This is a genomic window from Sphingobium sp. 15-1 (genome assembly GCF_013375535.1).
Taxonomy (GTDB): Bacteria; Pseudomonadota; Alphaproteobacteria; order Sphingomonadales; family Sphingomonadaceae; genus Sphingobium; species Sphingobium aromaticivastans.
The window spans coordinates 135,168-148,788 of record NZ_JABXJG010000002.1; the positions used below are offsets into that span (position 1 = coordinate 135,168).

12 protein-coding genes are annotated in these 13,621 nt (G+C 60.8%); 8 read left to right on the plus strand and 4 right to left on the minus strand.

The features are described 5' to 3' along the window. Positions 1-8: 8 nt before the first annotated feature. Both HUK72_RS16910 and HUK72_RS16915 read right to left on the minus strand, forming a co-directional pair. A complete protein-coding gene (locus tag HUK72_RS16910) occupies positions 9-896 on the minus strand; it encodes a hypothetical protein (protein ID WP_176597984.1) in 888 nt (295 codons plus the stop codon). Continuing rightward, positions 896-3,409: a cyclic nucleotide-binding domain-containing protein gene (locus HUK72_RS16915; protein ID WP_176598848.1), complete on the minus strand. Its 2,514-nt coding sequence runs from the start codon at positions 3,407-3,409 to the stop codon at positions 896-898. The genes HUK72_RS16910 and HUK72_RS16915 overlap by 1 nt, the downstream gene beginning before the upstream one ends. 169 nt (positions 3,410-3,578) lie before the next feature. Here HUK72_RS16915 and HUK72_RS16920 point away from each other — a divergent pair, with 169 nt between their 5' ends. Then, entirely contained in the window at positions 3,579-4,484 is a 906-nt protein-coding gene (locus HUK72_RS16920; protein ID WP_176598849.1) for a tetratricopeptide repeat protein, read from the plus strand. Positions 4,485-4,607: 123 nt separating this feature from the next. Here the strand turns inward: HUK72_RS16920 and HUK72_RS16925 are convergent, their stop codons facing one another. After that, positions 4,608-7,040, minus strand: a complete 2,433-nt coding sequence (locus HUK72_RS16925) for a TonB-dependent receptor (protein ID WP_255325838.1) — start codon at positions 7,038-7,040, stop codon at positions 4,608-4,610. A gap of 629 nt (positions 7,041-7,669) precedes the next feature. Between HUK72_RS16925 and HUK72_RS16930 the strand changes: the two genes are divergently transcribed. The 4 genes from HUK72_RS16930 (at position 7,670) to HUK72_RS16945 (ending at position 9,946) form a co-directional block, all read left to right on the plus strand. After that, positions 7,670-8,281 (plus strand): SDR family NAD(P)-dependent oxidoreductase, encoded by a 612-nt coding sequence (locus tag HUK72_RS16930; RefSeq protein WP_176597986.1) that lies wholly within the window; start codon positions 7,670-7,672, stop codon positions 8,279-8,281. Between the two features lie 10 nt (positions 8,282-8,291). Continuing rightward, positions 8,292-8,429, plus strand: a complete 138-nt coding sequence (locus HUK72_RS16935) for an SDR family oxidoreductase (RefSeq protein WP_176597987.1) — start codon at positions 8,292-8,294, stop codon at positions 8,427-8,429. Between the two features lie 69 nt (positions 8,430-8,498). Beyond that, on the plus strand, positions 8,499-8,921 hold the full coding sequence (locus HUK72_RS16940; RefSeq protein ID WP_176597988.1) for a nuclear transport factor 2 family protein: 423 nt from the start codon (positions 8,499-8,501) through the stop codon (positions 8,919-8,921). Between the two features lie 137 nt (positions 8,922-9,058). Next, positions 9,059-9,946, plus strand: coding sequence for an alpha/beta fold hydrolase (locus HUK72_RS16945; RefSeq protein WP_218036155.1), 888 nt, complete (start codon positions 9,059-9,061; stop codon positions 9,944-9,946). Positions 9,947-10,044: 98 nt separating this feature from the next. On the opposite strand, the gene HUK72_RS16950 is transcribed toward HUK72_RS16945, so the two are convergent. Further along, positions 10,045-10,551, minus strand: coding sequence for a VOC family protein (locus HUK72_RS16950; RefSeq protein WP_176597989.1), 507 nt, complete (start codon positions 10,549-10,551; stop codon positions 10,045-10,047). Positions 10,552-10,918: 367 nt separating this feature from the next. Here HUK72_RS16950 and HUK72_RS16955 point away from each other — a divergent pair, with 367 nt between their 5' ends. From HUK72_RS16955 to HUK72_RS16965, 3 genes are all read left to right on the plus strand, one after another. Further along, positions 10,919-11,911 carry an EthD domain-containing protein gene (locus HUK72_RS16955; RefSeq protein ID WP_176597990.1) on the plus strand — a complete coding sequence of 331 codons (993 nt, stop codon included), beginning with the start codon at positions 10,919-10,921 and terminating at the stop codon, positions 11,909-11,911. A gap of 39 nt (positions 11,912-11,950) precedes the next feature. Next, complete coding sequence (locus tag HUK72_RS16960) at positions 11,951-12,682, plus strand: SDR family NAD(P)-dependent oxidoreductase (RefSeq protein ID WP_176597991.1); 732 nt, start codon at positions 11,951-11,953, stop codon at positions 12,680-12,682. Positions 12,683-12,794: 112 nt separating this feature from the next. Then, complete coding sequence (locus HUK72_RS16965) at positions 12,795-13,619, plus strand: IclR family transcriptional regulator (RefSeq protein ID WP_176597992.1); 825 nt, start codon at positions 12,795-12,797, stop codon at positions 13,617-13,619. Positions 13,620-13,621: the final 2 nt, after the last annotated feature.

Genomic DNA, 13,621 nt, shown 5'->3' on the forward strand with positions numbered 1-13,621 from the left:
TGGCGCGCTCACCAGTAGAAGAAGACGCTGACGATATGCGCGGTCAGCGCGGCCAGCAGGGCAAAGGTGGCGGGCACATGGACGTAGAGCCAGATTTCCAGCAGCGCCTTGAGCTTGAGGTGCCGTCGCAGGCGCGCCAGCATCGCCTGCTTGCGTTCCAGCAGGGCGTCGATGCGCTCCAACGGGTGGTTGCTGGAATTTGGCCCGGTGTCGGGCTGGTCGCCAGTCCAGTGGCGGAGCGCGGCTTGCGCTGTGGCGGTGGCGCAGCGGGGGTAGCCGCCCGACAGGCGGTTGAGCAGGCTGCCGCCGAAGGGGTCCTGTTCCAGCGACTGGCGGACAAGCGTGGCCTTGTCGTGGGGGAGGGGCTGGGCGGCGTCATGGAGTTGGCGGTCGATGGCGCGCACGGCGTCCAGCATCTGCACCTGCGTCATTTCGGCGCGGTTGTTGCTGAGCGCGGCGGGCAGGGTGGCGTAGACGGTGATGCCGAACAGGCCGGACAGGATGACCAGCATCATCAGCGCATAGGCCAGCGTGTGGACGTTCCAGCCAAGCTGGAAGCCGGTGTGCAGCGTGGCGATGACGATCAGGCTGAGGCCGAGATAGACATGGGCGGAAGTCCAGGCCTTCAGCGACCAGCGGCCGCGCGTCATGGCGCGCTTGCGCAGGCCCAGCAGGGTCAGCCAGAGGATGAGCAGTACGCCGATCGTGCCCATGGTGTAGCCGTACCAGCTACCGCCATTATGGTGCGGCGTGACGTCGACCAGCATATAGCTGGCGATGGCGAGGACGCAGATCAGCGTCGCGATCTTCAGCCAGCGGAAACCGGCATGGCGCAGGAAGCCGTCATGCAGCACTTCACCCTTGGCGCGCCGGGTGGGGGCGGCTCTCGTCGCCATCAGTTCGCCTCCCGATCCAGGCGGGCGACGGTCAGGAAATCCTCCGGCGCGACGCGGATCGCGGCGCCGGTGGGGCAGGCGCGCACGCAGGCCGGGCCGCCCTCAATGCCGGAACACATGTCGCATTTGATCGCCTTTTTGGGCTTTTCGACGCCGGGTTCGGCGTTTTTGTAGCGCCATTTCTTCGACGGTTCGCCGGGGCCGGGGCCTTGGCCGAAGAACATCCAGCTCAGCAGGCTGGGCTTCTTGGGCGGGACGCTGTCCATGCGGATGACGCCATAGGGGCAGTTGCGCTGGCAATTGCCGCAGCCGATGCAGGTTTCGTCGATGAAGACCTCTCCATCCGGGCCGCGATGGATGGCGTTGGGCGGGCAGTCGGCCATGCAGTGCGGATGCTCGCAATGGCGGCAACTGGTGGGGACGTGCAGATGGGCGTAGGTGCGGCCCGCTTCCCGGTCGAGGCGGGAGAGACCGTCATGGCTGTCGGCGCAGGCCTTTTCGCAATTGTCGCAGCCGACGCAGAGATGTTCGTCAATCAGCAGCACGTCGGTCGCTTCGCCAATGCCGTTGTCGACTAGGAATTTCGCGGTTTCCGAATACATGTCGACGACGTTCGAGAAGCTGTCCTTGCGGCTTTCGATGAAGGCGTTGACGTCCTGGCGGGAGGCCATGTCGCGGCGGGCTCGCTCCAGCAGGGCGGGCTTGGTGGCCATCAGCCGGGCGAAGGCCTCGCCGTTCAGCTTGATGACTTCGGACTTGACCGTTGCCTTGACCGTAGCGGTGCGCGGGCCGCCTGCGATAAGGGCCATTTCGCCCACATAGCTGCCGGCGGGGAGGTAGGAGAGGAAGACGTTCTTCCCGCCGATCTTCTTCTCCACGATCATGGAGCCGACGCGGATCACATAGATGTCGTTGCCGAGGTCGCCTTCGGTGATGATAGGCTCGCCCGCCTTGACGGTCTGGATTTCCGCCGTGTCGAGCACTTCGGCAAGGTCCGCCGGGGTCAGGCCCGCGCCGAAAAGTTGCAGCAATTGCCGCTCGGTCGATATGCGGGTGATGGCGCGCTTGGCCGGGGGGTTGGAGGACATGAGCTTCAGCGCCGCGGTGCGCGACACTTCCACCATGATCGAATCCGCGCCCGCCCGCACCGTGGCGCCGCGGCGGCGACCGGAGATCAGGCCGACCTCCCCGAAGATCGATCCCTGGCCGATGGGGACTTCGAGCGTGGGGCTGACCTCGACCAGTGCCTGGCCCTGCGCCACGCCGAAGAGGGAGGAGCCGGGGTCGTATTTTTCGAAGATCGTCTCGCCCTTGCGATAGGCGCGTACTTCGCTGTCGAGCATGAATTCGCGCATCTGGAGGGGGGAGAGGCCCTCCAGGATGGAGACGTTGGAGCGGAGGAACTCCAGCCATTGGTCGACGCTCTTCCTTTCCGGCAGGGCGGCGAATTTGGCGGCCAATATGGGTTCGTCGGCGGGCTTCAAATCCCTGTTGCCGTTGATGAACTCGACGACGTCATAGCCCTGGTTCATGCAATGCTTGATCAGCGGATAGCCCGCCAGCGCGCCGATCACGAAAATGCCGGGCGCGGTGCTTTCGAAGACCGGGGACAGTTTCGGGAAGGCGAGGCGATCGCCGCTGGTGAATTCGATGCCGCAGCTTTCCACGAAGGCGCGGGGCGGGGCGGAGCCCATGCGCGCGATGATGCGGTCGCATTTCAGCTTCACCTCGCCGTCGCGGCTGTCGAGCGTGACATATCCCGGCTCGATCTTCGCCGTGGTGGCTTCGGTCATGATGGAGAGGCGGCCAGCCTCCGAAGCGGCCATCAGCGCCTTGACGTTCGCGGCCTTGGCGCTGGCGAATTCGGTCGAGCGGTTGAGGATGGTGACGGCATTGCCCTGCGCCTCGTCGGCGGCGAGGCCCAGCGCATTCTCAATGCCTGCGTCCCCGGTGCCTACGACGAAAATATGCTCGTCATTATAAGCGGCTGGATCGTCTAGTTGATATTGTACATGAGGAAGGTCAGCGCCGGGCACGCGCATCAGGTTGGGGTTGCCCTGCGTGCCGATGGCCATGATCACCGCGTCGGCTATGACTTCCCGCCCGTCGCTCAGCGTCAGGCGGTAGGGCGGGGCGAGGCGCTGGATTTCCTTCGTGTCGGTCGTGCCGTCGCGCTTGCGCTCGACGATCTTCTGGACGCTGCCGGGGATGGGATCGCCGGTGCCGGCGATTGCCTTCACTTCGGCGTTATAAGCGACGTTGACGCCCTGCTCGGCGGCCTGCGCGTTCCAGCGGTCGAGAATCGATTCGCGCTTCCCAGCCTCGAAATCGCAGTCGGAACGCAGCACGAGCTGGCTGGGCGTCGCCATCACATGCTTGCCCTTCTGATATTTGAAGATGGTGTCGGACAGATGGTCCGTCTTCTCGATCAGCAGGTGCGAAAGCCCCAATTGCGCGGCCCGCGCGGCCGCACTCAGCCCCGCCGGCCCCGATCCGACGATCGCGATACGCACGCGGTCAGTCAATGATTATCCCCCAAAATACCCCTGTGCTCCGGATGTTACCGGATGCGCGTTACGGGCGGCACTCTATCATTTCCGCAGCGTCACGCTAGAGAGGATCGGCAGGGATTGGCCGGGGAGTGGAAGAATAATGGGTTGGAGCTGGGGGCGGGTCGTGTTGATGGGCGCGGTCGGCATTGCCGCCGTCTCGATCGGCTATAATATGATGCAGGCACCCGACGAGGCGAAGGCGCCCGCCGCCCCCTCGATGCTGACGGCCGATCGGGCGGACGATCCGGAAGCGGTCATTCGCGGACTCCAGGACCGGGTCGGCGCCAATCCCAACGATGCCGAAGGCTGGCAGAGGCTGGGCTGGGCCTATTTCGAGAGCGGCCGCCATGCCGATGCGGTGCGCGCCTATCGCCATGCGGCGAAGCTCGTGCCGGGCAATGCGACCTTCTGGTCCTCCCTGGGCGAAGCGGCGGTGATGGCGAGCGAGCACGATCCCATGCCGAGGGAAGCGACGGACGCTTTCGAAAAGGCGATCTCGCTCGATCCGAAAGAGCCGCGGGCGCGCTATTTCCTGGCGGTGCGCAAGGATCTGGCGAAGGATCATGAAGGCGCGATCCGCGACTGGCTGGCCTTGCTGGGCGATACGCCGCCCGGCGCGCCGTGGGAGGCCGATCTGCGCCGGACCATCGAGCAGGTGGGAAAGATCAACCGGATCGACGTGGCCGGGCGGCTGGCGGCGGTGAAGCCGCAAGCGCCGCATCCGCCGATGGGTGGCGGCATGTCGGTGGCGGCGGCGGCGATTCCGGGGCCCAGCCGGGAGCAGATGCAGGCGGCGGCGCAACTTCCCAAGGGGCAGCAGGACGCGATGGTCGAGGGGATGGTTTCCGGGCTTGAGGCGAAGCTGAAGGCGAATCCGGGCAATGTGGACGGCTGGATCATGCTGATGCGCAGCCGGATGACATTGGGCGAGACCGCGAAGGCGGCGGCGGCCTATGCGGCGGCGAAGGCGGCCAATCCGGCGCAGGCCGGACGGATCAGGGATGAGGCGCGGATTTTGGGCGTGCCGGGGGTTTGAGGTTGGACGCTCCGATGCTGCATCGGGGCCTGCATGATCGCTTTGATCATTGGCGGCGCGCGCATCGAACCATGGCCCGATGCGCGCATCTCCAATCCAGTGCGTGATGGCAAAGGCAGGCGGTCAGTATTTCCAGCTGACGGATATACCCCACTCGACGGGGCGTCCCGCATATTGGACCACCGTGTCGAAATTGCGCAGGCGATTGGTCCAATAATAGGAGTTGGTCACGTTCTTCCCGTAAACCGTCACGTTCCAGCGATCATTTTCATCTCTCAAACCAGCCCTCAGGTCGAGAATGGCGTACCCCTTGATATAGGCATCGGAGATTTTTTTCGGATCGATCTCAGGGGAACCATAGCTCTTGGTCTGTGCTGAAAGCGTGCCGCCGACGAAAGCCTCCATCCCATCGTTGATCAGGAAAGCATAGTCGGCCCCCAGTGACCCCTGCCATTTGGGCGAGAAGGGCAGGGGCACACCGGCATATGAACCATAGACCGGAAGGAGCAGCCCGTTGACCGATTGAGTGCCAGTGACGCCGTTATATTTCTTGATCTTGGCATCCAGATAGGTGGCCGCGACGCGCAGCGTCAGATTTCGCACCGGCGCGATGGTCGCGTCGATTTCGGCGCCCTTGATGGTCGATTTCGGAATGCCGACCAGATGGTCGAGCGCCCCGAAGAAGGGATTGACCAACTTGCCGCGCAATTGCTTGTTGCGATAGTCGTAATAGAAGGCCGCGCCGTTCACGATGCCCAGTCCGCCAGGCAGCGTAGCCTTGAACCCCGCTTCGTAATCCGTAAGATATTCCTGCCTCACCGGATAATAGGCTTCCCACGAGCCTGCGGATGCCGCCGGGAAGGCGCCTGCCTTATATCCCTTCGACACATTGGCGAACAACAGCAGTCCGGGAATGGGCTTATAGTCTATGCCCGCGCTCCAGGAAGTGTTCTCTTCCCTCAGGACATCGCTGTAGACGCCCGACTGGCAGGTCACCGGATCAATCGCAATCGCACCGCCGGGCGCGATCGGCTGGAAAGTCGTGCCCGGACAGAATAGAGGGACGTAAGCGTTGGCGAACGCGTTGTTGGCAAAGGCGGCAAAGCCATTGGCGCCCGGTATCTCAGTATAGTTGCGCGCGTCATATTCGCCATCGATCGCGCTGTGCCGCCCGTCCGTGTAGCGGACGCCGCCTTTCAGCGTCAGATCGTCAACGACTTCCCACTGTAGATTGGCAAAGCCGGCAAGATAGCGCTTCTTCTGCTTCGACGTATAGGTGTCGGCGGTGAAACCGATCGTGCAGCAGCCGGTCGACGCTTCGGGATAGACAAGAAGCACCTCCTGGCTGGATTCGCTCAGGGCCAAATTCGCGCCGACCACCCAGCGCAAGCGCCCTGGATTCGAGTTGGAAAGGCGGATTTCCTGGGTGAAATCGTGCGTCTGGGCAACATCGGCGGCATTTTCTACGTCAAGAAGCGCAAGACCGGAAAGATTGCTTGTCTTGAACTGATCATAATGAATGTAATTGGTGAGTGAAGTCAGGCTTATGTCGTCTGCAACCTCATAATTCATCGTCAGGATGGTCTGGAAAAATTTATTGTCCTGCTTCGGGCGATACCGCTGGATCGGTGACCAGTCCGCGGCGCGCCCGTTGCGCGGCGCCGGGGCATAGAGAAGAATGGGATGGTCAGCCGTAACGCAGCCCGTTGGGCCGCATGCTCCGACCGGAGCCTGAAGATCATCGGGCAGGATAGGACGCGCAAGTTGAGGGGCTTGCGTGTCCGAACGATCCAGCCAGCCATTGACGTTCAGCGAAACGTCAAGCTTGTCCGTTGGCTTCCAATCGAACAGGAGGCGCGCCGCGATCGTGTCCTGCTTGCCCAGGCGGTCATCGCGCGTATAGCTTTTCTGCCATCCGTCGCTGCGGGATGCTTTTATGGCGAACCGCGCCGCCAGCGTATCGGAAAGCGGCCCGCTGATGAACGCGTCCACGCCCAGGGCGTTGAAACGCCCATAACTTAATGTTGCGCCAGCCGCCAAAGTCTGTGTCGGCTTCGCTGCAATGAAATTGATCGCCCCTCCCGTTGCGTTGGCGCCGAACAATGTTCCTTGCGGCCCCTTCAACACCTCGACCCGTTCGAGATCGAAGGCGGTCAAGCTTGTATAAACAGGCAAGGATAGGGGAGCCTGGTCAATATAGACCGCGACGTTGGGCGATGAACTGACAGAACTTTCGAAGAAACCAACGCCGCGTAGCGTGAATACAGGCGTATTCGTGGGACTTGGCGTAGCTGTCAGCCCAGGAACGATCTTGGTGAGGTCAGTTACATTCTCAACCCTGTTCTGCGCCAGCGTTTCGGCTCCAAACGCCGCAACGGAGATGCCGACATCCTGAAGTCGTTCTTCCCTCTTTTGCGCGGTCACAATGATTTCACCGGCGGCAGGAGCCTGCAGTTCGGCCGAGTCCGTGTCGGCAGCGGCGCCCGGTTGAGCGGATTGCGCCCAGGCGGCAACGGAAGTCGTGAGAAAAAAGAAAGCTAAAGATTGCCTTATCATGGTCCCTATCCCAGATGTTTTGATTATGATTTATCATCTTCATCCAATAATCATTGTCGATCTTGATGAATGAATTTCAATTTCAATGATTTATATCGAATATAAGTTTCGATTTTGGGTGATTGATGCGATGAATTTATATTCAGCTACCATCGGGACCGGATAATGAAAATAAAAAATCGATTTTTATCAAAAAGTGATAATGCACGCTCTTTGGGAAAATCCGCCATAACAACGATGGCAGGAGAGCGACGAGTGCGTGAGCGAGGGATGGGGGATCGTCTCCGCTGCGAATTTGGACGTCCTATTTTGGCGTCCGCGACGGCGACCTTCAGCCCGCCGGATGGGCTGGGCCGGACACAACTGCTGTTGCAACCTCCCCGACTTTACCGCACTCATCATCCCGTTGCGAAGCGCTGACTCGCGCGGATGAATTATTACATTGTGATTATTTCTGAATTTCAATCGACATATTCTGATAGTGGTTTTAGCTTTCGGTTCAAATATCCAGGCCTGAAGCGCGTCATCTATTGAATTCTGCTCGCGTTGCGGGATCAATGCGGGATGTGCCGCCGGGCCACGGCCGATGCGCGCCGGACGTCGGTCCGCCCCGATAGGAGAGGTAATCAATGAACGATAAACGTCTTGCGCTCGTGACCGGCGCCGCGACAGGTTTGGGCGCGGCAATTGCAATCGAACTGGCGCGCGTCGGCATGGACATTGTGCTCGTCGATCGCGACGACATGTCGCAGACTGGCGCGGCCCTCGCGAAGCTGGATGCAAAGGGGCATGCGATCGTGTGCGACATAACCGATCAGCAAGCTGTCCTGGCGCTTCGCGATGAGGTGGAGGCGCTGGGCGGCGTCGATGTCCTGGTCAATAATGCCGGCATCTACCCCTTCATCGCGTTCGAAGATCTCGACTTCGAAAAGTGGCGGACGATCCAGTCAACCAATCTGGACAGTGTCTTCCTGCTCTGCAGAGCCCTGCTTCCGGGGATGAAGGCACGGGGATGGGGGCGCATCGTCAACATCGCGTCCAACGCCTATATGAACGGCGCCGATCCGATGTTGACGGGCTATGTTTCGAGCAAGGGCGGCATGATCGGCCTCAGCCGCGCTCTTGCCAACGAATATGGCGCTTATGGAATCACCGTGAACGTGGTTGCTCCCGGGCTTCTGGTGACCGACAACCACGATCAGGGCGATTGGCGGCCGTCCGGGCGACCCCGGCGCGGATAAATGGGGCCATATGACGGCGCTGCAGGCGATCAAGCGATCCGGCACGCCGCAAGATGTCGTAGGCGCCGTCGCCTTCTTCGCGTCGGAGCAAGCAAGTTACATCACCGCGCAAACCCTTGTCGTCGATGGGGGGCTGGCGCGGATTTGATTTCGACTGGCCGCCGGATATGCGCGATCATGGGAAAACGATCAATCCAGAAAATTGCGAGCTGAAATCATGCAGGAAACCAAGCACCGCACCGCGATCGAGATACTCAGCGACTTCTATGAGAAGGAGTCGATCTTCCTTTCGCCCGAGGGTGGCGACTTTTCGATCCTGGCCGAAAATATTCATCCCGACTGCGTGATGTACCAGTCTACATCGCTTCCTTATGGCGGCGAGTGGAAAGGCCCCCAAGGCTTTCACGATTGGATGAAGGCATTTGGCGAGACCTTTTCGCGGGTCGATGTGATCGAGAGCGAAATGCTTGACTGCGGGGATGTCGTGGTTAGCAGGATCACCGCTGATGCCACGGCCCGCGCGACCGGCAAGGATCTGACCTACCAGGTTCTGCAATATGTCAAATGCGTGGACGGCCAGCTTTACGAATTCCGGCCTTATTATTGGGACATTCCCGCGCTTCTGGAAGCGCTCGGCTGATCCCACGCGCCGACCGAAAACAACGAAAAAGGAAGTGGAGAGAAGATGAATCACCCGCACAAGGCAGTTCTGGCCACCGGACCCGGCGGCGCGGTCGCCGGCCAAAGCGTTGCCCGATGAGCTGAAGGAAATTGACAATGACTTTTCAACTGGATGAACGTTTCGAACATCATATGGAGGACGTCGAAGACCTACGCCTGCATTATGTGCGCGGAGGAACCGGGCCCACGCTGGTCCTGCTGCATGGCTGGGGTTCGACCTGGTATATGTGGCGCCACCTTCTGTCGAAACTGGCCGACCATTATGACGTGATCGCGCCGGACATTCGCGGCCTGGGCGATTCCGGCGTGCCGCAGAAGCCGCTGAACGGTTATGACAAGAAGACCGTCGCCAAGGACATACGCCAGCTTCTCGACAAGCTGGGCGTGGAGAAGGCCCATATCATGGGGCATGATCATGGCGCGGCCACAGCCTATGCCTTCTGCGCGCAATATCGCGACGTCGCTCGCTCGCTGATATTCTGCGACATGGCGCTGATGGGCATGGGCGGCGAGACCGGGCTGGAATATTTCATGAACCATGGCGACCAGTTGCGCCTGTGGCACATATCCTTTCATGCCGCGAACCATGTCGCTGAAATGTTGATTCGCGGCAAGGAACGCGAATATCTGCGCTATATGTATCGCACGCAAATCTATAATGTCGATGCGATCAGCGATGAGGATATTGAGGTCTATGCACGCTCCTACGCTGCGCCGGGCGGTTTGCGGCTGGAACTTTACCGTTCCTTCTATCAGGATGCGGAGGATTTCCGCGAATTCGCGAAGAACAAGCTGACAATTCCGGTCCTTGCGGTTGGCGGGCAGCAGAGCATCCGGGAACTGTGCGCCGGATCGATGCGCATGGTGGCGGAAAATGTCGAGGGCGTCGTCATACCGCGCTGCGGGCATTGGGTGCCCGAAGAACGCCCCGCAGAACTGCTCGCTCATGTCCTGCCCTTCCTGAAAAGCGCCGAACAGGCCTGAGCAATGCCAAGACGACCGGCCTATCCTTATCGGGAAGGGCCGGTCTTGTCGGCGGCAACGCCGTGAATGGGGCTACGCATTGCGCCGCCCGCATCGCTTCAGATATAATCGAGCACCAGCTCGCCGCCGTCCATCCAGCGTTGCATCGCCGGCTTGTCGCTGGCGCGCTGCAATTCGATGCGGGACCCGGCCGCGTTGCGGAAATAGGCAAAGCCACGGAACGGGCCGTCGGTCGCGGGTTCGCCGTCCGACACCTGGGGCGTGAGTTCAAGATCGAAGCCCAGCTTGCCGAGTTGATTGGCCTGACGTTCCATGTCGAATGCCCAATAGCAGACATGGTCGAAGCGCATGGTCCCGCTCGGTACATTCCATGGCGATCCGGGAGGGCCTTCCCACAGTTCGACTGGGACGCTGGGGCCGACCAGCCATCGCACGCGGCCCTGGATATGCCGTGTTTCCGTCCCTTCCAGAGAGGTACGCCAGATCGCGTCCACTTGCAGCGGCTTGGTCCAGCGCCCGCCCATCGCCTCGTCAAAACGGTCCATCCAATTGTCGATATTATCCACCGCATAGCAAATATGCGACATTTCCCAATCTGTTATCATAGCAACCTTCTCCATTTCTACAGCGCCGCCTGGACGGAATTCCCAATGTTCGGCTCGGGAGCATGTGGCTTTGCATGAAGTTCCAGGGACATATCCTAGAGACGATCGTTCCGAACATTCCAGTCGACGAGTTACCAGAATAGCTGAAGGCGCGCGAGGCTCTGCGCAACGGAAAACAGGCAGCGCGCACATTATGAGAAAAACCATTTTCGCATTGCTCCGGCGCGCAAGCCGGTGTGCAAACGGCATGCATGGTCCGTCATAAGAAGGCCAAACGCCTTGCCGCCGCCAGTGCACCGATCAGGCTGGCCGTTCCATGCACCCGCAACCTCCTTCGCATGAACGTCTCGATCCGCCAGGAGTATGAATGACCGACATGACCATGATTGCCCCGGACGGCAGAGCTGCCGACGCTTCGAAAAGCCTGTGCTTTTTCGTGCCGGTCAAGCGCCGGATGCTGCTTCCTTACGATGTCTGGGACGCATATTGGAAAGACATCCATTCCCAGATCGTCACCAGGCTTCCCGGCATCCGCGACTATACGCAAAGCCATACCCATCGTCCCCGCGCAGACCTGTGGCCCCAGATTTCCGGAGTGGAACACAAAGCCGCCGAAACGCAGATGTGGGATGGTAGCGCGGAGCTTTCGTTCCGCGATGAAGACGATCTTGCCCGCTGGATAGCGTCAAGCGGCGTGCTCGCCGCCGACGAGGCCAATGCGTTCGAGCGAACGGTCGGCTATTTCACGGCGCCTGGGACAGCACGCGATTTTGTCTCGCAGGCGCGGAGCGGTTTGGCCGGACCCACCCGGAATTTCGTGCTGCGGCTCCTGCTGACGGGAAAGTCGCCCGAGGATCGCGAGACATTGCACGCCAGGATCATGGACGATGTCTGCCCGATATGGGCATCGTCGCCTCTTGTGGAGCGGCTTCGGGTGCTGCCTCTCCTCGAACATGACAATCATGCCGAGACGGGCGGCGCGGCCAAGGGCGGCAACAATGTGGAGCCGGTTGAAATTCAGCACCATGCGTCAGTCGAGATCGGCTTCGACAGCCATCTCGCATTCCGCCAGTTCCTGGCTTCGCCGGCCTATCTGTCGACCGAGCGGATTTTGCAGGATGCCCTGTCCCGGCTGACGGCCATGCAAGAATATTCCGCCTATCAATGCGTCAAGGACGGCCGGCCGACATTGGCCGGAATGTACGGCGCCACCAACGCAGCCATCATAGAATCCGTCGGCGCGGCCAGCATGCTGTCGCATGAGGTGCGCCGCCTCTTCGGCCATAGAGTTGCCCGAATAGATCGTTCAGCCCCGGCGCCATGCGCGCCGCGATCGAAGCCAGGCCAAGCGGTCTCTTGATCCACCAAAGCATAATGATCCAATTTTGGGAGAAGGATAATGGGAAGTCTCGACGGCAAAGTAGCAATCGTCACCGGCGGCGCGCGCGGCCAGGGCGCATCGCACGTCAAGGGCCTGATGGGCGAGGGCGCGCGCGTCTATATCACCGACATTCAGGATGAGGACGGCAGGCGGCTTGCCGAAACGCTGGGCGAGGGCTGCGTCTATCTGAACCACGACGTATCGTCCGAGGAGGATTGGACCCGCGTGATCGATACGGTCGGGCACGATGAAGGCAGGCTGGACATATTGGTCAATAATGCGGGCATCTATCATCCCTATCCGATGGCCGAGACCACATCGGCCTTTTTCGAGAAGATATTCCGCGTCAACCAGCTCAGCGTCTTCCTGGGCATGAAAGCGGCGGCCGATCTGCTGCGCAAGTCGGGTGACGGGGCGATCGTCAACATCGCTTCGGTCGTGGCCATGCGCGGCTTCGCCCAGATGATCGGTTATGGCAGCACGAAATGGGCGATTCGCGGCATGACCCGCACTGCCGCGCAGGAACTGGCGCCCTATGTGCGCGTCAACACCGTCTGCCCCGGTTTCGTCGACACCAGCATGCTTGAGGTGAACGCGCAGGAGTTCAACCAGTCCGGCTTCGACGCCGCGCTGCTCAAACGGCCCGGACGGCCTCAGGAAATCACTGATCTCGTCCTGTTTCTGGCCTCCCCCAAGGCCAGTTTCATCACCGGATCGGAGTTTGTGATCGACGGCGGATTGAATGCCTGACGGAGAGGCATGCCAGCTCCGCCGTTCCAACGCTATCGCTATGCGATAACTGGTTATCTCATGTTGACACTTTTCTCGCGCAATCGCACCTTCGCCAACAAGGAGAAGATCAGTGGCAGACAATAAGACAATGGCTCAAGCACCGGTCGATGGCGGGCAAAGCATAGCGCGTGCCGTCGAATTGTTGATCGCAGTGGCGAAGCGCGGTGAGGCGGGCATCCGTCTTTCGGACATGTCGGCCGAAACTGGCTTGCACATCGCAACCGCGCGCCGGATCATGCAGGCACTTGTTTCGGGCGGGCTGCTGTCCTTCGATATGCGGACCAAGCTCTACTTCGTTGGACCGGCGGCATTTTCGGTGGCGGTGCTGGGCAATGCGTGGTTTTCCCGCCGCGAAGATTTCACGCCCGTGCTGGAAGCGATCGCTGCCCGCACGCGCGACACGGTCATGTTCTCGATCCGCAGCGGCTATGAAGCGGTTTGCCTGGAGCGCTGCGAGGGCGCATTCCCGATCAAGGTGATGAGCCTGGAAAGAGGCTCGCGCCGTCCGCTTGGGGCAGGATCGGGAAGCCTGGCGATTCTCGCTTATCTGGACGACGAGGAGCGCGAAACCGTGCTGCGGCAATGCGCGCCGCACTATGAAGCGTTCGGCCTCAGCAAGGAATTCCTCGCCAAAGAGGTGCGCGCGACGCGGTTCAACGGATATGCCGTCAATCTTGGGCACATCATCGAAGGCGTCTACGGCATTGGCGTTCCCATCCTGGCCGACGGCGTCGCGGTCGCCTCCATCAGCGTCGCCGCCATCGCCAGCCGCATGGACGAGGAGCGCCGCAAGGACATCATCAAGATCATCGGAGAGGAGGCCGCTGCCTTGCCTGACATCGAAATGCCGCCCGGTATTCTCAGACGCGGCGTGAAGCCGGGGAAGGTTGCCTGAAC